Origin of the sequence: Pseudomonas sivasensis, from assembly GCF_021391435.1 — a bacterium.
Classification (GTDB): Bacteria; Pseudomonadota; Gammaproteobacteria; order Pseudomonadales; family Pseudomonadaceae; genus Aquipseudomonas; species Aquipseudomonas sivasensis.
This window is the reverse complement of sequence record NZ_CP090029.1, coordinates 5141222-5158571: the sequence shown is the minus strand read 5'-3', so window position 1 is coordinate 5158571 and position 17350 is coordinate 5141222. Positions and strand designations below refer to the sequence as shown.

General features: G+C 62.3%; 16 protein-coding genes. 6 read left to right on the top strand and 10 right to left on the bottom strand.

Translation table 11 applies throughout. The features are described from left to right. Positions 1–26: 26 nt before the first annotated feature. From nagE to LRO94_RS23330, 7 genes are all read right to left on the bottom strand, one after another. Positions 27–1733 (bottom strand): N-acetylglucosamine-specific PTS transporter subunit IIBC, encoded by a 1707-nt coding sequence (gene nagE / locus LRO94_RS23360; protein ID WP_179179906.1) that lies wholly within the window; start codon positions 1731–1733, stop codon positions 27–29. Between the two features lie 26 nt (positions 1734–1759). Next, positions 1760–4270 carry a phosphoenolpyruvate--protein phosphotransferase gene (ptsP, locus tag LRO94_RS23355; RefSeq protein WP_179179907.1) on the bottom strand — a complete coding sequence of 837 codons (2511 nt, stop codon included), beginning with the start codon at positions 4268–4270 and terminating at the stop codon, positions 1760–1762. 36 nt (positions 4271–4306) lie between these two features. Next, positions 4307–5317, bottom strand: coding sequence for an SIS domain-containing protein (locus LRO94_RS23350; RefSeq protein WP_032890762.1), 1011 nt, complete (start codon positions 5315–5317; stop codon positions 4307–4309). After that, positions 5310–6416, bottom strand: a complete 1107-nt coding sequence (nagA, locus tag LRO94_RS23345; protein WP_179179908.1) for an N-acetylglucosamine-6-phosphate deacetylase — start codon at positions 6414–6416, stop codon at positions 5310–5312. The genes LRO94_RS23350 and nagA overlap by 8 nt, the downstream gene beginning before the upstream one ends. A 19-nt stretch (positions 6417–6435) precedes the next feature. Further along, positions 6436–7185, bottom strand: a complete 750-nt coding sequence (locus LRO94_RS23340; RefSeq protein WP_032890767.1) for a GntR family transcriptional regulator — start codon at positions 7183–7185, stop codon at positions 6436–6438. 261 nt (positions 7186–7446) lie between these two features. Continuing rightward, positions 7447–7950: a L,D-transpeptidase family protein gene (locus tag LRO94_RS23335; RefSeq protein WP_095185804.1), complete on the bottom strand. Its 504-nt coding sequence runs from the start codon at positions 7948–7950 to the stop codon at positions 7447–7449. A gap of 28 nt (positions 7951–7978) precedes the next feature. Continuing rightward, positions 7979–8527 carry an NUDIX hydrolase gene (locus tag LRO94_RS23330; protein ID WP_032890771.1) on the bottom strand — a complete coding sequence of 183 codons (549 nt, stop codon included), beginning with the start codon at positions 8525–8527 and terminating at the stop codon, positions 7979–7981. Positions 8528–8673: 146 nt separating this feature from the next. Between LRO94_RS23330 and LRO94_RS23325 the strand changes: the two genes are divergently transcribed. From LRO94_RS23325 to purT, 5 genes are all read left to right on the top strand, one after another. Next, on the top strand, positions 8674–9276 hold the full coding sequence (locus LRO94_RS23325; protein ID WP_032890773.1) for a CoA pyrophosphatase: 603 nt from the start codon (positions 8674–8676) through the stop codon (positions 9274–9276). Between the two features lie 35 nt (positions 9277–9311). Further along, positions 9312–9836 carry a gamma carbonic anhydrase family protein gene (locus LRO94_RS23320; RefSeq protein ID WP_032890775.1) on the top strand — a complete coding sequence of 175 codons (525 nt, stop codon included), beginning with the start codon at positions 9312–9314 and terminating at the stop codon, positions 9834–9836. Continuing rightward, a complete protein-coding gene (locus LRO94_RS23315) occupies positions 9833–10048 on the top strand; it encodes a DUF1289 domain-containing protein (RefSeq protein WP_032890777.1) in 216 nt (71 codons plus the stop codon). Before LRO94_RS23320 ends, LRO94_RS23315 begins: the two co-directional genes overlap by 4 nt. 164 nt (positions 10049–10212) lie before the next feature. Then, positions 10213–10680 (top strand): VUT family protein, encoded by a 468-nt coding sequence (locus LRO94_RS23310; protein WP_032890779.1) that lies wholly within the window; start codon positions 10213–10215, stop codon positions 10678–10680. Positions 10681–10749: 69 nt separating this feature from the next. Beyond that, positions 10750–11931 (top strand): formate-dependent phosphoribosylglycinamide formyltransferase, encoded by a 1182-nt coding sequence (gene purT / locus LRO94_RS23305; protein ID WP_003193969.1) that lies wholly within the window; start codon positions 10750–10752, stop codon positions 11929–11931. Between the two features lie 127 nt (positions 11932–12058). On the opposite strand, the gene LRO94_RS23300 is transcribed toward purT, so the two are convergent. The 3 genes from LRO94_RS23300 to LRO94_RS23290 form a co-directional block, all read right to left on the bottom strand. Beyond that, positions 12059–13369 carry an MFS transporter gene (locus LRO94_RS23300; RefSeq protein WP_032890781.1) on the bottom strand — a complete coding sequence of 437 codons (1311 nt, stop codon included), beginning with the start codon at positions 13367–13369 and terminating at the stop codon, positions 12059–12061. Between the two features lie 222 nt (positions 13370–13591). After that, positions 13592–14830 (bottom strand): transporter associated domain-containing protein, encoded by a 1239-nt coding sequence (locus LRO94_RS23295; RefSeq protein ID WP_099602734.1) that lies wholly within the window; start codon positions 14828–14830, stop codon positions 13592–13594. Between the two features lie 12 nt (positions 14831–14842). Continuing rightward, the gene (locus LRO94_RS23290; protein ID WP_032890784.1) at positions 14843–15655 is read right to left on the bottom strand and encodes a cytochrome C assembly family protein; all 813 of its coding nucleotides are present in this window, start codon (positions 15653–15655) and stop codon (positions 14843–14845) included. Between the two features lie 233 nt (positions 15656–15888). Between LRO94_RS23290 and ffh the strand changes: the two genes are divergently transcribed. Next, positions 15889–17265: a signal recognition particle protein gene (gene ffh / locus LRO94_RS23285; RefSeq protein WP_003193965.1), complete on the top strand. Its 1377-nt coding sequence runs from the start codon at positions 15889–15891 to the stop codon at positions 17263–17265. Positions 17266–17350: the final 85 nt, after the last annotated feature.

Sequence of the window (17350 nt, the reverse complement as noted above, 5' to 3'; positions counted from 1 at the left end):
CCCGAACAGGGCGGTAGATAGGTAGGTCAGGCGCCGGCGCGGACTGGCTGGCGAGAGGTCAGGGTCTTGAGTGCGGCGCTTAAGCCTTGGGCCTGCTCGCCGACCAGCAGGTGCCACACACCGGCGTCGATCCGGCTGACACCCTGGCAACCGAGTGCCGTGAGCTGCGCCTGGGACAGCGCGTTTTCGTCGGCCAGGTGCAGGCGCAGGCGGGTCATGGCCACGCATTCCAACTGCACGACATTGGCCTGACCGCCCAGCGCATCCAGCCATTGCTGCGCCACGGTCGAGGCAACGTTGCTGGCTTGAGTCGGCGCAGTGGCGCTGGCAGGTGATGTGCTGACGGAGGTCGGCATCGCCAGACGAATCTCATCGGCAATGCTGTCTGCAAGCGGCCCGACCACTACCTGCAAACTGCCGCCGTTGCCCGGCCGCACGATAGCCATCGCCCCCAGGGCTTTGAGCTCGGCATCCACTGCCTTGTTGCGGTCAACCATGTCCAGGCGCAGGCGAGTGGTGCAGGCACCGACGCTCAGCAGATTGTCCGCGCCGCCCAAGGCACTGATGTACGCCGTGGCGCGCTGGTTGTCGCTCATTGCTTCGGCCGGTGCCACTTGGCCGTCTTCACGGCCCGGGGTTTTCAGGTTGAAGCGGCGAATGCAGTAGCTGAAAACCGTGTAGTAGATCGCCGCGTACGCCAGCCCCACTGGCACTACCAGCCAGCCATTGGTGGACTTGCCCCAGCCCAGCACCATGTCGATAAACCCGCCGGAGAAGGTAAAGCCCAGGTGGATATTCAGCATATTGGTCACGGCCATCGACAGACCGGTGAGCAGCGCATGGATCAGGTACAGGAACGGCGCGAGAAACATGAATGCGAATTCAATCGGCTCGGTCACGCCGGTGAGAAACGAGGTCAGCGCCATCGACAGGAAGATCCCGCCCATCACCTTGCGCCGTTCCGGCAGGGCGTTGCGGTACATCGCCAGGCACGCGGCGGGCAGGCCGAACAGCATCACCGGGAACATGCCGGTCATGAATTGGCCACCTTTGGGGTCACCGGCAAAATAGCGGGTCAAGTCGCCGGTCACTACGGCGCCGGTGGCCGGGTCGGTGAAGCTGCCGAACACAAACCAGGCCATGTTGTTGAGGATGTGGTGCAAGCCGGTGACGATCAGCAGGCGGTTGAACACGCCGAACACGAACGCGCCGATGCTGCCGCTTTCCATCAGCAGCACGCCGAAACTGTTGATGCCGTGCTGGATCGGCGGCCAGATCAGGCCAAAGATCACCCCCAGCCCAACCGCTGAGAACCCGGTGACAATCGGCACGAACCGTCGCCCGCCGAAGAAGGCCAGGTACTCAGGCAGCTTGATGTCCTTGAAACGGTTATACAGCGCACCGGCCATCAAGCCGCTGGCGATCCCGGCGAGCATGCCCATGTTGATGCTGGTGTCCATCACCTTGAGGGTAGAGATCATCACCAGGTAGCCAATCGCACCGGCCAGCCCGGCTGTGCCGTTATTGTCGCGGGCAAAGCCCACGGCGATACCGATGGCGAAGATCAGCGCCAGGTTGGCGAAGATCGCCTGGCCGGCATCGTGCATCACTGCGATGTTGAGCAGGTCGGTATCGCCCAGGCGCAACAGCAGGCCGGCAATCGGCAGGATGGCGATAGGCAGCATCAGCGCGCGGCCCAGGCGTTGCAGGCCTTCGATGAACAGTTGGTACATGGCGGGTCTCCTTTTTCTTGTTGTTGTCAGCTCAGCGGCCAGTGGTGTTGACAGGCTTGGCGTACGGCTTTGGCGCTGCTCAGGTCGAGCAGGCTAAGGCTCAGTTGCCGGCATTGCGCCGCATCCAGGTGGCGGACGCGGTCCTTGATTTCTGCGATTTGCGGCGGGCTCACCGACAGCTCGCTGACCCCCAGGCCGATCAGTGCGGGTGTGGCCAGCGGGTCGGACGCCAGCGCGCCGCAGACGCCAACCCAGCGCCCATGCTTGGCTGCGCCATCGCAGGTTTGTGCGATCAGCCGCAGCAGCGCCGGGTGCAGCGCGTCGACCCGCGCGGCGAGGCCGGCGTGGTCGCGGTCCATGGCCAGGGTGTACTGGGACAGGTCATTGGTGCCGATGGACAGGAAGTCCGCATGTTCGGCCAGTTGTTCGGCCATCAGCGCTGCGGCGGGAACTTCGATCATCACCCCCAGTTCAGGGCGCTGGGTCAGCTTTAGCTGCGCACACAGTTCATCCAGGCGCTGGCGGATCTCCAGCAGTTCGTCGACTTCGCTGACCATCGGCAACAGGATGCGGCAGCGCGCCAACGGTGTGAGTTGCAGCAGCGCGCGCAGTTGCTGGTCGAGCAGTTCGGGACGCACCTGGGCCATGCGAATACCGCGCAGGCCCAAGACCGGGTTGGCTTCGACGGGCAGGGGCAGGTAGTCGAGTTGTTTGTCGCCGCCCACATCGATGGTGCGGATGATCACCGACTTGTCGCCCATGGCATCCAGCACGGCTTGATAGGCCTGGCGTTGCTCCTGTTCATCCGGCGCGGTGCGGCGGTCGACAAAGAGGAATTCGGTACGCAGCAGGCCGACACCATCGGCGCCGTTTTCAAACGCTGTCTGGGCTTCGGCGCTGGAGGCAACATTGGCGGCCACTTCAATGCCTACGCCGTCACTGGTGCGTGCCGGCTGGTGAGCCTGGGCCTGTTGCTGTTGGCGGCGCAGTTTTTGCGCGTCGCGAATCTGGTGCACTTGAGCGTGACGGGCTTCGCTGGGCGCCAGTTCCAGGCGACCGTTGGCGGCGTCCAGTACCACCCGCTGGCCTTGCGGTACGTCGAGGACTTCGCTGCCCAGCGCGACCACGCAGGGCAGGCCTTTGCCGCGCGCCAGAATCGCCACATGGGAGGTCGCCCCGCCTTCGGCCATGCACAAGCCGGCGGCCTGCTGCGCGCTCAGTTGCAGCAAATCCGAGGGCGTCAGTTCATGGGCGCTGACGATGGCGCCAGCGGGTAACTCGAAGTGCCAGGCTTCACCCAGCAAGGTGCGCAGCACGCGTTGTTGCAGGTCGCGCAGGTCGTTGGCGCGCTCGGCGAACAACGGCTTGCCCAATGCCAGCAGCACTGCGCACTGCGCCTGGATCGCATCGCGCCAGGCATGGGTGGCGGCGCTGCCTTGCTCGATGGCACCCGAGGCGGCTTCCAGCAGGGTCGGGTCTTCCAGCAGGGCCAGATGGGCGGCGAAGATGTCTTCTTCCTCGACGTTTTTACGCTGGCGGGCGTGCTCCAGGGTGTTGCGAATTTCACCGCGCACCTGCTCCAGCGCCGTGTCCAGACGTTGCAGTTGTTCGTCGGCCGAATGCTGGCCCGTGTCTGCGGGCAGCTCGATACTGCTCAGGCGAAACAGCGGCCCGCAGACCAGGCCGGGCGCCGCGCAGACGCCTTGCAATACACCGGCTTCGGTATTGGCTCGGCGTGGCGTAACGGCGGCAGGCGCGTGATGTTCTTCTTTCATCGGTGCAGACAGCGCGGCAACCAAGGCCTGCAACGCCGCCTCGCAGTCCTTGCCCCGGCAAGTGACGCGCACTTCGTCGCCTTCGCCGATGCCGAGCCCCATCAAACCGATCAAGCTGTCGCAGGCGGCCGACTTGTCAGCGTAGTGCAAGCGCGCCTGGCTGCTGAATCCCTGGGCCGTCTTGCGGATCAGCGCTGCGGGCCGAGCATGCAAGCCGCCTCGATGGGTGATGTGCACACGGGCGCTGGCTTCTTCGATGGAGTTATCCACAGCCGTCTGAGCGGGCGCTGTCGACCGCGCGATGACCTGCATCAGTGGCTCGCCGACGTTGACGGTTTGCGACGCCAGAGGCAGCACGTCGAAGTGCTCGCCATTGGTTAGGATGATCAGGCTGATAAGGCTCTTGCACTGGCGCGCAATGCAATCCAGGTCAAACCGTACCAGCGCCTGGCCCAGGCTCACCCGGGCGCCCTGTTTGACCAGCAGCGCAAAACCTTCGCCCTTCAGCTCGACGGTGTCGATGCCCAGATGCATCAGCAGCTCGGCGCCATTGTCGGCGCGGATTGTCAGCGCGTGGCCGGTACGCGCGACGTGAATGATCTCGCCGTCGCAGGGCGCATGCAGGCAGTTATTAAGCGGGTCGATCGCAAGGCCGTCGCCCATGGCACCGCTGGCGAATACCTCGTCGGGGACGTTGCCCAGGGTCAGCACCGGCCCACTGAGGGGGGCGCTGAGGGTCACTGCATTATTGTTGTTAGACATGGGCACGGTACTCATCAGGAAAACACGGCACACCACTCAGTGAGTGCGGGTGACTTTGCTCAGGTGGCGCGGTTGGTCCGGGTCCATGCCGCGGGCGACCGCCAGACCGGCGGCCATGACGTAGAAACTCTGGATCGCCAGCACCGGGTCCAGGCTCGGGTGTTCGGCGCGGCTCAGGGTCAGGTCGCGTTCGGCGATATCGTCCGGCGCGGCCAACAGCACGCGGGCACCGCGCTGGCGCATATCGGCGGCCAGGCTCAACAGGCCTGCCTGCTCGGCGCCGCGCGGGGCAAACACCAACAGTGGATAGTTGTCGCCGATCAAGGCCATCGGCCCATGGCGCACCTCGGCGCTGCTGAAGGCTTCGGCCTGGATCGCCGAGGTTTCCTTGAGCTTGAGTGCGGCTTCCTGGGCAATGGCAAAACCGGCGCCACGGCCGATCACCATCAGGCGCTGACTGTCGCGCAGGGCGTCGATGGCGCGGCTCCAATCCTGGCGGGCCGCTTCACGCAGGCCATCGGGCAACGCCTGGCAGGCTTGCAGCAGGTCGGCTTCCTGATTCCAGTGGCCGACCAACAGCGCGCTGGCGCTGAGGGTGGCGATAAAGCTTTTGGTCGCGGCCACGCTGAGTTCCGGCCCGGCGCACAGCGGCACGTGGAATTCACAGGCGGCTTCCAGCGGCGAGTCTTCGGCGTTGACCAACGAGATGCTCAAAGCCCCGCGCTTACGCAGCAGGCGCAGGCTGTTGACCAGGTCCGGGCTTTGGCCGGACTGCGAGAAACCGAACGCCACCTGGCCGCTGACCTTCAACGGCGCTTGCAGCAAGGTCACCACCGACATCGGCAACGACGCCACCGGAATGCCCACATGTTGCATGGCCAGGTAGGCGAAATAGCTGGCGGCGTGGTCCGAGCTGCCACGGGCGATGGTCATCGCCACTTGCGGCGGCTGGCGGCGCAGGCGGCCGGCGATTTCTTCCAGTGCCGGGTTCAGGCGTTGCAGTTGCGCCGCGACGGCGTCACAGGAGGCCAAGGCCTCTTCAAGCATTTTTGAAGACAATGGTTTCTCCTTCGACCATGACGTCGGTGAGTTGCAGGGAGCGGTCCAGGCGCACGCAGTCGGCAAAGCTGCCGGGTTGCAGGCGGCCGCGTTCTTCCAGGCCCAGGTAATCCGCAGGAAATTGCGACAGGCGTTGTGAGGCTTCGCTGATAGGCAGGCCGATCTTCACCAGATTGCGCAGCGCCTGGTCCATGGTCAGCGTGCTGCCGGCCAGGGTGCCGTCGGCCAGGCGTACGCCGCCCAGGCATTTGGTCACGGTGTGGCTGCCCAGCTTGTATTCGCCATCGGGCATGCCGGCGGCGGCGGTGGAGTCGGTAACGCAATACAGGCAAGGGATCGACCGTAGCGCCACGCGTATCGCGCCGGGGTGCACATGCAGCAGGTCCGGAATCAACTCGGCGTACTTGGCGTGGGCCAGCGCGGCGCCGACGATCCCTGGCTCGCGGTGATGCAACGGGCTCATCGCGTTGTACAGATGGGTAAAACTGGTGGCGCCCGCGGCGAGGGCGGCGACGCCTTCTTCATAGCTGCCCAAGGTGTGGCCGATTTGCATGCGTACGCCGCGCTCGCTGAGGGCGCGGATCAGGGCCTCGTGGCCGGCGATTTCCGGGGCGATGGTGATCACTCGGATGGGCGCCAGGCGCAGGTACGCCTCGACTTCTTCCATCAGCGCGGTGTGGGCGAAGTTGGGTTGGGCGCCAAGTTTGCCTGGGTTGATGTAAGGCCCTTCCAGGTGCACGCCGAGTACTCGGGCGCTGCCGGCAGGGCGCTGCTCGCAAAAGCCGCCGAGTTGACCGAGCACGCTGGAGATTTCATCCACCGGCGCGGTCATGGTGGTGGCCAGCAGCGAGGTGGTGCCAAAGCGCACGTGGGTGCGGGTGATGGTCTCGAAGGCGTCGATGCCTTCCATGATGTCCTTGCCACCGCCGCCGTGCACATGCAGGTCGATAAAGCCCGGCAGCAGGTAGGGCAAATCGTTTTGCGTCGGGTCGCAAGGCACGCCTTCAATGGCGGTCACCTTGCCGTGCTCATGCACCAGGCGGCCGCGAATCCAGCCGTGGGGCGTGAGGATATTATCTTCGGACATGGGCAGTTCTCTAAGGCCGCTACTCGGCGGCAAAGTCATATCGACGCAGCTCTGCGACAAAGTCGTAGTAGTCGTTGCGGCAGTAGGTGTCGGTGATTTCAATCGGCGTGTTGTCGGCGGTGTAGCCCACGCGGGTCATCAGCAGCATGGCGGTGCCGGGGGCGATGCCCACCAGGGCGGCGAACTCGTCCGAGGCGTTGACCGCCTGGATATGCTGCAGGGCACGGACGATGGGCTTGCCGATACTTTCCAGGTACTCGTACAGCGAGCTGCCGATGGCTTGCGGTTGCGGCAGCACCGAGGCGGGCATGGTGGTCATCTCAATGGCCATGACGGTGTCGTCGGCTTTACGCAAACGCTTGAGGCGCGCCACTTTGTCGGTGGGCGACAGGGCCAGGCGGATCAGCTCTTCATGGGTCGGCGGGGTGATGTCACGCTCTAGCCATTGGGAGCTGGGCACAAAGCCCTTGAGGCGCAACATCTCGCTGAAACCCGACAGGCGTGAGAGCGGCTGTTCCAGGCGAGGCGTGATAAAGGTACCGGAGCCCTGGCTGCGGCGGATCAGGCCTTGGGCAAACAACACTTCCAGCGCCTTGCGGGCGGTAACTCGCGAGATGCTTAGTTGCTCGCTGAGGACGCGTTCAGACGGCAATGCCTGTTCGGATTTCCACTCGCCGGCATGGATGGCCGCTTCCAGCTTGCGGGCCAATTGCAGGTAAAGCGGCGTGGATTGTTTGTCGTCAGGGCGCAGGGCCAGGATGGGATTCATCTGTCAGGTTTCCGATGCGTTATTGGAGTGTTGTCGCCCGGTATTGGCCGGAAATTAATACCACTTAAATACCATGTCAATGCGGCGAAAACGGTGCAAATCCGGTTTTTATGGCCCTATAACGGGGCTTGGTCTTAAGTGGTATTAGAGAGGTCTTTATAGCGCGCAGAACGGCGCAGCCCGCGCGGTGAACTGGTATTCACCGGCGGGCGCTGTTGAAGGCGGGAAAAATTTTCGAATTATTTTACGAACGGTCGACGATTACGGCCGAATCTCGATCAGGGTGCCGTCTTTGACCAGGGTCCAGACTTCACGCATATCGACGTTGCGCATGGCGATGCAGCCGTCGGTCCAGTCCAGGGTGTGGAACCACTGTTCGGGGTAGTCTTCGGTGTCAGGCGTGCCGTGGATCATGATCATGCTGCCGGGCTTCACGCCTTCGCGGCGCGCGCGGGCGGCGTCGCTGATATTGGGGTAGGAGATGTGCATGGCCAGGTTGAAGCGGTCGCTGGTCTTGCGCCAGTCGATCCAGTACAGGCCTTCCGGGGTGCGGCGGTCGCCCTCTATCAGCTTGTGGCCCTTGGGGTTTTTGCCCAGGGAAATGCGGTAAGTCTTGATCGGCTTGCCGTCGTTGATCAGTTGCAATTGATGGGCGGACTTGAGCACCAGGACTTTTTCGACGGTTTTGCCGCCCAGGGTCTCCACGGTAGAAGCCGGCGAAAGGGTAGCGAACGACAGGCAGAGCAGAGCAAGCAACCAACGCATTAAAACGATTTCCCTTGATGCCGGATTATTATTGGGCGGGCTTGCCCATCGGCGGCACAGCCTCGCTGCGCACCGGGTAGGACTCAAGTCTGCGGTCAGCGAAAAAGCATTCTAAGGTACGTCCCACCGTGCGGAAAGCCAGCTCGGACCAAGGGATGTCGGCTTCGTCAAACAACTGCACTTCAAGGCTTTCGGGGCCTGCGGCGAAGTCCAGGTCGACCAGTTCGGCGCGGTAGAAGATATGCACCTGGTTGATGTGCGGCACATCGATCAGGGTGTAAATCGCCAAGTTGCGCACGCGGGCGCAGGCTTCTTCCTGGGTTTCGCGCGTGGCGGCCTGCTCGACGGTCTCGCCGTTTTCCATAAAGCCCGCGGGCAGGGTCCAGTAGCCGAGGCGCGGCTCGATGGCGCGTCGGCACAGCAGCACTTTATCGCCCCACACCGGCACGGTCCCGGCGACGATATTGGGGTTCTGATAGTGAATGGTCGAGCAATGATCACACACAAAACGCAGGCGCCCGTCGCCTTCTGGAATGCGTTGGGTGACCGGTTTACCGCACTGGCTGCAGAATTTCATGCTGGGGTTCCTGGAAAGTGCGCCTATCTTGGCGTGGCGGGCAGGGGCCTGCAAGTTGTCGTTTAGCGACACCCGCCGGGTTTTGGGGTTGGGCGCCCGCACGCTTTGGTGCATGATGCATGGTAGCCAACAGACCGAGATGACTCATGCTGGACGAGCTACTTCGCCGGGTAAGCAACCACACCCCCCACACGCTGGAAACCGACGGGCGTTTCCCCGAGGCCGCGGTGCTGGTGCCGATTACCCGCAGTGATGAACCCGAGCTGATCCTGACCCTACGCGCCAGCGGCCTGTCGACCCACGGTGGCGAAGTGGCGTTTCCCGGCGGTCGTCGCGACCCCGAAGACCCGGACCTGATTTTCACCGCCCTGCGTGAGGCCGAAGAGGAAATCGGCCTGCCGCCTGGCTTGGTCGAAGTGATCGGCCCGTTGAGCCCCCTGATCTCCCTGCATGGTATTCGCGTCACACCTTATGTCGGCGTGGTCCCTGATTACGTCGAATACCTGGCCAATGATGCAGAGATTGCCGCCGTTTTCAGCGTACCCCTGGACTTTTTCCGACAGGATCCGCGCGAACATACCCACAGAATCGATTACCAGGGCCGCAGTTGGTATGTGCCCAGCTATCGGTTTGGCGAATACAAGATTTGGGGGCTGACTGCGATCATGATCGTCGAGTTGATCAACCTGCTCTATGACGACGCCCAGATCAGCCTGCACCAGCCGCCCAAGAGCTTCATCAATATCTAAGCCATCGTTTGAATGGCAAGCCGTGAGGACACACCATGAAATACCGCCTGGGCGACGCCCGCGTCGAGACGCATCCCAACAGCTGGGTGGCGCCGAACGCCACGCTGGTGGGCAAGGTCAAGCTGGAAGAGGGCGCCAACGTCTGGTTCAACGCGGTATTGCGTGGCGACAACGAACTGATCCTGATCGGCAAGAACAGTAATGTGCAGGACGGCAGCGTGATGCACACCGATATGGGCTATCCGCTGACTCTGGGCACGGGCGTGACCATCGGCCATAACGCCATGCTGCACGGCTGCACCGTGGACGATTACAGTCTGATCGGCATCAATGCAGTGATCCTCAACGGCGCGAAAATCGGCAAGCACTGCATCATTGGCGCTAACTCGCTGATTGGCGAAGGCAAGGAAATTCCCGATGGTTCGCTGGTCATGGGCTCGCCGGGCAAAGTGGTGCGGGAGTTGACCGACGCGCAAAAGCGCATGCTCGAAGCCAGCGCCGCCCACTATGTGCATAACTCACAGCGCTATGCCCGCGACCTGGCTGAGCAGCAAGAATGAACCCGATTGAACGCCCCGTTGGCTCGCCGTGCGTGAGCATTTGCGCGCTGGATGATGACGACATCTGCACCGGCTGCCAGCGCACCGTGGATGAAATCACGCGCTGGAGCCGCATGGACAACGCCGAACGCCGGGTGGTGTTGGGCTTGTGCCACGAGCGAGCGGTGGCGGCTGGGCTGGTGTTTATGGCTTCTGGTAAATCCGGCGCCTGATAGATCGCCATCGGGGGCAAGCCCCCTCCCACACTTAACCGCGTTTAATCTGTAGGAATACGGTCAAAATGTGGGAGGGGGCTTGCCCCCGATGAGGCCCTCCCAGACGACATATTTCAAAATGTGAAGTACCCTGTGCCCCTTGTTCACAGGTCTCTCGCCCCATGCTCTTCCTGATCGCCTACATCAGCAGCGTCGTGCTGATCAACTTCGCTTTCTCCACCGCCCCGCACCTTGACGTGATCTGGTCCGCCTGGGGTGGCCTGGTATTTATTCTGCGCGACATGGTGCAAACCCGCTTCGGTCATGGTGCGATCATCGCCATGTTGGCGGCGCTGGTACTGTCCTACGTCACTTCCGACCCTGCCATTGCCCTGGCCAGTGCCACGGCATTCGCGGTGTCCGAATGCATCGACTGGCTGGTGTTCAGCATCACCAAGCGCCCGCTCCACGATCGCCTGTGGATAAGTTCGGCGCTGAGCATTCCTCTCGACACGTTTATCTTCTTCGGCCTGATCGGCGCGCTGACGCCGGCGGTGGTGGGTACGGCCTTGGCATCGAAATTCGCCGGGGTCACGGTGGTGTGGCTGATCATGGCCTGGCGTATCCGCAAGCGGGCCGTCGCCAACTGAGGCCAATTTTTACAGTTCATGTAAAATGCCGGCCTTTCTCCCCATGATCCGCTCCCCTGAGGACCTGAGATGACCCGAATCGGAACTCCATTGTCGCCAACCGCGACCCGCGTTTTGCTGTGTGGCTGCGGTGAGCTGGGCAAGGAAGTGGTGATCGAACTGCAACGCCTGGGCGTTGAAGTGATTGCCGTGGATCGCTACGCCAATGCGCCGGCCATGCAGGTTGCCCACCGTAGCCATGTGATCAACATGCTCGACGGCGCCGCCCTGCGTGCGGTGATCGAAGCGGAAAAACCGCACTTCATCGTGCCGGAAATCGAAGCCATCGCCACCGCTACCCTGGTGGAGCTGGAGGCCGAAGGCTTCACCGTGATCCCGACCGCACGCGCCACGTCGCTGACCATGAACCGCGAAGGCATCCGTCGCCTGGCCGCCGAAGAACTGGACCTGCCGACCTCGCCGTACCATTTTGCCGACACCTTTGAAGACTACAGCAAGGCTGTCCAGGATCTGGGCTTCCCGTGCGTGGTCAAGCCAGTGATGAGCTCGTCGGGCAAAGGCCAGAGCTTGTTGCGCAGCGCTGACGATGTGCAGAAGGCCTGGGATTACGCCCAGGAAGGCGGGCGGGCTGGCAAAGGCCGCGTAATCATCGAAGGTTTTATCGACTTCGACTACGAAATCACCTTGCTGACCGTGCGCCATATCGGCGGCACCACCTTCTGCGCGCCAGTCGGCCACCGTCAGGAGAAGGGCGACTATCAGGAATCCTGGCAGCCACAGGCCATGAGCCCGGTTGCCCTGGCGGAATCCGAGCGCGTTGCCAAAGCCGTGACCGAAGCCTTGGGTGGCCGTGGTCTGTTTGGCGTGGAGCTGTTCATTAAGGGCGATCAGGTGTGGTTCAGCGAAGTGTCGCCGCGCCCGCACGACACGGGTCTGGTGACCTTGATTTCCCAGGATCTATCGCAGTTTGCCCTGCACGCGCGCGCCATTCTGGGCTTGCCAATCCCGTTGATTCGCCAGTTCGGGCCTTCGGCCTCGGCGGTGATTCTGGTGGAAGGGCAGTCGACCCAGACCGCATTCGCCAACCTCGGCGCTGCACTGAGCGAGCCGGACACCGCGTTGCGTCTGTTTGGTAAGCCAGAAGTGAATGGCCAGCGCCGCATGGGCGTGGCGTTGGCGCGGGATGAGTCGATTGAAGCGGCTCGGGCCAAGGCGACCCGTGCTTCCCAAGCCGTTGTCGTAGAGCTCTAAAAGCATCGGGGGCAAATCGAATCTTCGCACCGCCCCTCCCACACTTGACCGCGTTTAATCTGTAGAAATGCGCTCAAAATGTGGGAGGGGCGGTGCGACGATTCGACTTGCCGCCGATAGCGGTCTATCAGGCAACCTTGTTCAAATCATTATCCCGCGTCTCTTTCAGGCACAGCACAGCAATCAAGCTGAGCAACGCTGCCGCCGACACATACCCGCCGACATAACTGAGCCCGCCCATCGCCACCAGCTTGGTTGCGAAAAACGGTGCCGCCGAAGCGCCCACAATTCCACCCAAGTTATACGCCGCCGAAGCGCCGGTATAACGCACGCGGGTTGGGAATAGCTCTGGCAGCAGGGCGCCCATCGGTGCGAAGGTCACACCCATCAGGAACAGCTCCAGCGCCAGGAACAGTGCCACGGCCCAGGTCGAGCCGTGAGTCAGCAGTGGCTCCATGGTGAAGCCGGACAGGATCGCCAGGACTGCGCCGACGATCAGCACCGGCTTGCGCCCGTACCGATCACTGGCCAAGGCAGCCAACGGTGTGGCCAAACCCATGAACAGCACCGCGAAGCACAGCAGGCCAAGGAATGTCTCGCGGCTGTAGCCCAGGGTCGACACGCCGTAGCTCAGGGAGAACGCCGTGGTGATATAGAACAGCGCATAGCACACCACCATCGATGCGGCGCCCAGCAGCACCGGCAGCCAATGCTGGCTGAACAATTCCACCAGCGGCACCTTTACCGGTTTTTCCTTGGCCACGGCGTTGGCGAACACCGGGGTTTCATGCAATTTCAACCGCGCGTACAGGCCGACCATCACCAGTGCTGCGCTGAGGATGAACGGGATGCGCCAGCCCCAGCTACGGAATTGCTCGTCGTTGAGGCTCATGGCCAGGATCAGGAACAAGCCGTTTGCGGCCAGGAAGCCGATCGATGGGCCAAGCTGCGGGAACATGCCGAACCAGGCGCGTTTGCCCTTTGGCGCATTCTCGGTAGCCAGCAGCGCCGCGCCGCCCCATTCCCCGCCCAGGCCAAGGCCCTGGCCGAAACGCAGCACGCACAACAGAATCGGCGCCCAGGCCCCGATGCTGTCATAGCCGGGCAGCAAACCGATCAACGTGGTGCACACGCCCATCAGCAGCAGTGAAGCCACCAGCGTCGACTTGCGGCCGATACGGTCGCCAAAGTGGCCGAACAGCGCTGAGCCCAGAGGGCGGGCGATAAAGGCGATACCGAAGGTCAGGAATGACGCCAGCATCTGCGCGGTGCCGGAGGTTTGCGGGAAGAATACCGGGCCGATCACCAGGGCAGCGGCGGTGGCGTAAATATAGAAGTCGTAGAACTCGATGGCGGTACCGACGATGCTCGCGGTGGCGACTCGTGCAGTCGAGTTGGTCGGGGCGGCGGTCGCAGCCTCGTTATAGGTGGTGCTCATTGAGTTATCCCTGACAGTCATTGCGCGTTTGGACGCGGATTATTATTGGTCGAACACCCCTGGATCAGGGGTGTGCGCGGGGCGGCTCGGGATGGGAGCGTACACCGGTCAGACGGGATGCTGCGGTGCCTGGACGCGCTCAGTGCGGATAGCACACGGTCGGGCGGGGCTTGGGTAAGCCGACCCGATTATAGGAAGGGGGTTGCGCATCGAACAAGCGGATTAAACGGCCACCGGCACTCGACTGGTGTGCCAGATCAGTACCTTGCTCACCCGGTTGTCCTCGGTTTCGAGGATTTCCAGGCGGTAGCGGCCGATCTTCAGGCACACCGCGCAATCCGGAATGGTCTCCAGGGCTTCGGTCACCAGGCCGTTGAGCGTCTTGGGGCCGTCGCTTGGCAGGTGCCATCCCAGGCTCTTGTTCAGTTCGCGGATCGAAGCGGCGCCATCAATTATGTAGCGGCCATCGGGCTGCGCTTCGATATGCGGGTTGTCCGTACCCTGTTCACTTTCGAACTCTCCGACGATTTCTTCGAGGATGTCTTCCAGAGTAACGATGCCCAGCACTTCGCCATATTCATCCACCACCATGCCCAAGCGCCGCTGCTGTTTGTGGAAGTTAAGCAGTTGCAGCTGGAGGGGCGTGCTTTCCGGTACGAAGTAGGGTTCGTAGGAGGCCTCGAGCAAAGCTTCCTTGGTCAGGCTGGCGTCCGGCAGCAGATGCTGGATCAGTCGGGTGTTCAGTACGGCTTCGACCTGATTGATGTCACTGTGGAACACCGGCAGGCGAGTGCGCGGGGAGGTGCGCAGTTGCTCGATGATTTCTTCGATCGAGTCATCCAGGTTGATACCGTCCACTTCGCTGCGGGGTACCAGGATGTCATTGACGGTGATGTTGTCCAAGGCGTGGATGCCCGGCATGCGAGGGGTGCGGCTGTCGTCGGCCTCGGGCTGCGGCTCATCGTCGTGGTCGGGCTGTGGCTCGTCGCTGTTTTTCACCACGCCGGGCTTTCGGGCAAACGGGCGTAGCAGCAACAGGCTGATGCCATTGAGCAGCCAGGCGGCGGGATAGAGGATTTTCAATGGCACGCCCAGCAGCGTGTTGCCGAAGCCCAGCACCGCTTGCGGATGGCGGGTTGCTAGGGCGCGTGGCAGGTAGTCGGCCAGGATCAGTAGAACAGCGCAGGAGATCAGCCAGCCGAGCCACGGGCCGTTCTGTGCCCAGGCATAAATCGCCAGCAGGGTGCAGAGGATTACCACGGCCGCACGGCACAGGCTGTTGCACAGGATCAGGCTGTGGCGCGGGAAACTCAGGCGGGCGGCAGCCTTGTCGCCCTGACGTGTACCGGGGCGCAGGGCCAGCAGGTGTTGTTGTGCGGCTTCGATGGCGGTAAACAGCGCCGCCCATAACACCAGCAAGGCGATTACCGCGAGCATCGGCCCAAGGGGCAAGTTGTCCATGATTGCTGCCCGTCAAATATGCAGGATGTATTCGCGAACCAGCTTGCTGCCGAAATAGGCCAGCATCAGCAGGCAGAAACCGGCCAGGGTCCAGCGGATCGCCTTGTGCCCGCGCCAGCCGAGGCGATTGCGGCCCCACAGCAACACGCTGAACACCACCCAGGCCAGGCACGCCAGCAGGGTCTTGTGCACTAGGTGCTGGGCAAACAGGTTCTCGACGAACAACCAGCCGGAGATAAGCGACAGCGAGAGCAACGTCCAGCCGGCCCATAGGAAACCGAATAGCAGGCTTTCCATGGTTTGCAGCGGAGGGAAATTCTTGATCAGGCCGGAGGGGTGCTTGTGCTTGAGCTGGTGATCCTGCAGGAGCAGGAGCAGGGCCTGGAACACCGCGATGGTGAACATGCCGTATGCCAGGATCGACAGCAGGATATGGGCGAGGATGCCGGGTTCTTCGTCAATCACCTGCACCGTGCCGGTGGGCGCGAACTGCGCCAGCAGCACCGTCAGTACGCCCAGGGGGAAGAGCAGGACCAGTAGGTTCTCAACGGGGATCCGGTAGCAGGCCAGCAGCGTCAGCGCGATGACCGCTGCAGCGATCAGACTGGCGGCACTGAAAAAGTCCAGGCCCAGGCCGACCGGCGTCATCAGGTGGGTGAACAGGCTCGCGGCATGAGCCAGCAGGGCGAGTACGCCCAGGCCGACCAGCAGGCGTTTGTCCGCCTTGGTGCCTTGGGCAAGACGAGTGCCCTGATAGAAGGTCGCAGCGGCATATAAGAGGGCGGCGGCGAGACTGGGTAGCAAACTGGGTGACAAGGGGACCATAAATCCTGATAGACAAGCCCGAAAGGCGCTGAGTTTGGCATACACCTGCGTTCCACGAAAGACTCCCGGACCAGACAGCGGGTGTGCATGGGCGCAGTCTTCGCTATAATCCGCGACCTGCCCACGCCGCAGGCTCGCCGAGCGCTGTTTTTAATAGCGATTTACCACAGCCTGGGCCGCCATTACCTCGGTCTACAATGCATTTCGATGAATAGGGCCTGAAAGGATCGCGCATGTTTGAAAACCTGACTGACCGTCTCTCGCAGACGCTGCGCCACGTAACCGGCAAGGCCAAACTGACCGAGGACAATATTAAAGACACCCTGCGTGAAGTACGCATGGCGTTGCTGGAAGCCGACGTGGCCTTGCCTGTGGTCAAGGACTTCGTCAACTCGGTCAAGGAGCGTGCGGTCGGCACTGAAGTGTCCCGCAGCCTGACCCCGGGCCAGGCCTTTGTGAAGATCGTCCAGGCCGAACTCGAAAGCCTGATGGGCGCCGCCAACGAAGATTTGAACCTCAGCGCCGTGCCACCGGCCGTCGTGCTGATGGCCGGTCTGCAAGGTGCGGGTAAAACCACCACCGCCGGCAAGCTGGCGCGCTTCCTTAAAGAGCGCAAGAAAAAGTCAGTAATGGTTGTGTCGGCCGACGTGTACCGTCCTGCGGCCATCAAACAGTTGGAAATGCTGGCGGGCGAAGTGGGCGTAACCTTCTTCCCGTCCGATCTGAGCCAGAAGCCAGTCGACATTGCCAACGCAGCTATTAAAGAGGCCAAGCTCAAGTTCATTGATGTCGTAATCGTCGATACCGCCGGTCGCCTGCACATTGATGAAGAGATGATGGGCGAGATCAAGGCGCTGCATGCCGCGATCAATCCGGTCGAGACACTGTTCGTGGTCGACGCCATGACCGGCCAGGATGCGGCTAACACCGCCAAGGCTTTCGGTGATGCGCTGCCGCTGACCGGCGTGATCCTGACCAAGGTCGATGGCGACGCCCGTGGCGGTGCTGCGCTGTCGGTACGCGCCATTACCGGCAAGCCGATCAAGTTCATCGGTATGGGTGAGAAGAGCGAAGCGCTCGAACCGTTCCACCCTGAGCGTATCGCCTCGCGTATCCTCGGCATGGGTGATGTGCTCAGCCTGATCGAACAGGCCGAAGCCACCCTCGACAAGGACAAGGCCGATAAACTGGCCAAGAAGCTGAAGAAGGGCAAGGGCTTCGACCTCGAAGACTTCCGCGACCAGCTGCAACAAATGAAGAACATGGGCGGCCTCGGCGGCCTGATGGACAAGCTGCCGAACATCGGCGGTGTGAACCTGGCGCAAATGGGCAATGCCCAAGGCGCGGCAGAGAAGCAGTTCAAGCAGATGGAAGCCATCATCAACTCCATGACCCCGGCCGAGCGCCGCGACCCTGAGCTGATCAGCGGTTCGCGCAAGCGTCGGATCGCCATGGGTTCCGGCACCCAGGTGCAGGACATCGGTCGCTTGATCAAGCAGCACAAGCAGATGCAGAAGATGATGAAGAAATTCTCCGCCAAAGGCGGAATGGCCAAGATGATGCGCGGCATGGGCGGTATGTTGCCCGGCGGCGGCATGCCGAAAATGTAAAGAATTCGAGCGCAAGTTCGCTTGCGCTCCGACCCACAGGGATGTGGGATCTCCAGCAAACCCGCCGTTGGCGGGGGCTGACCTG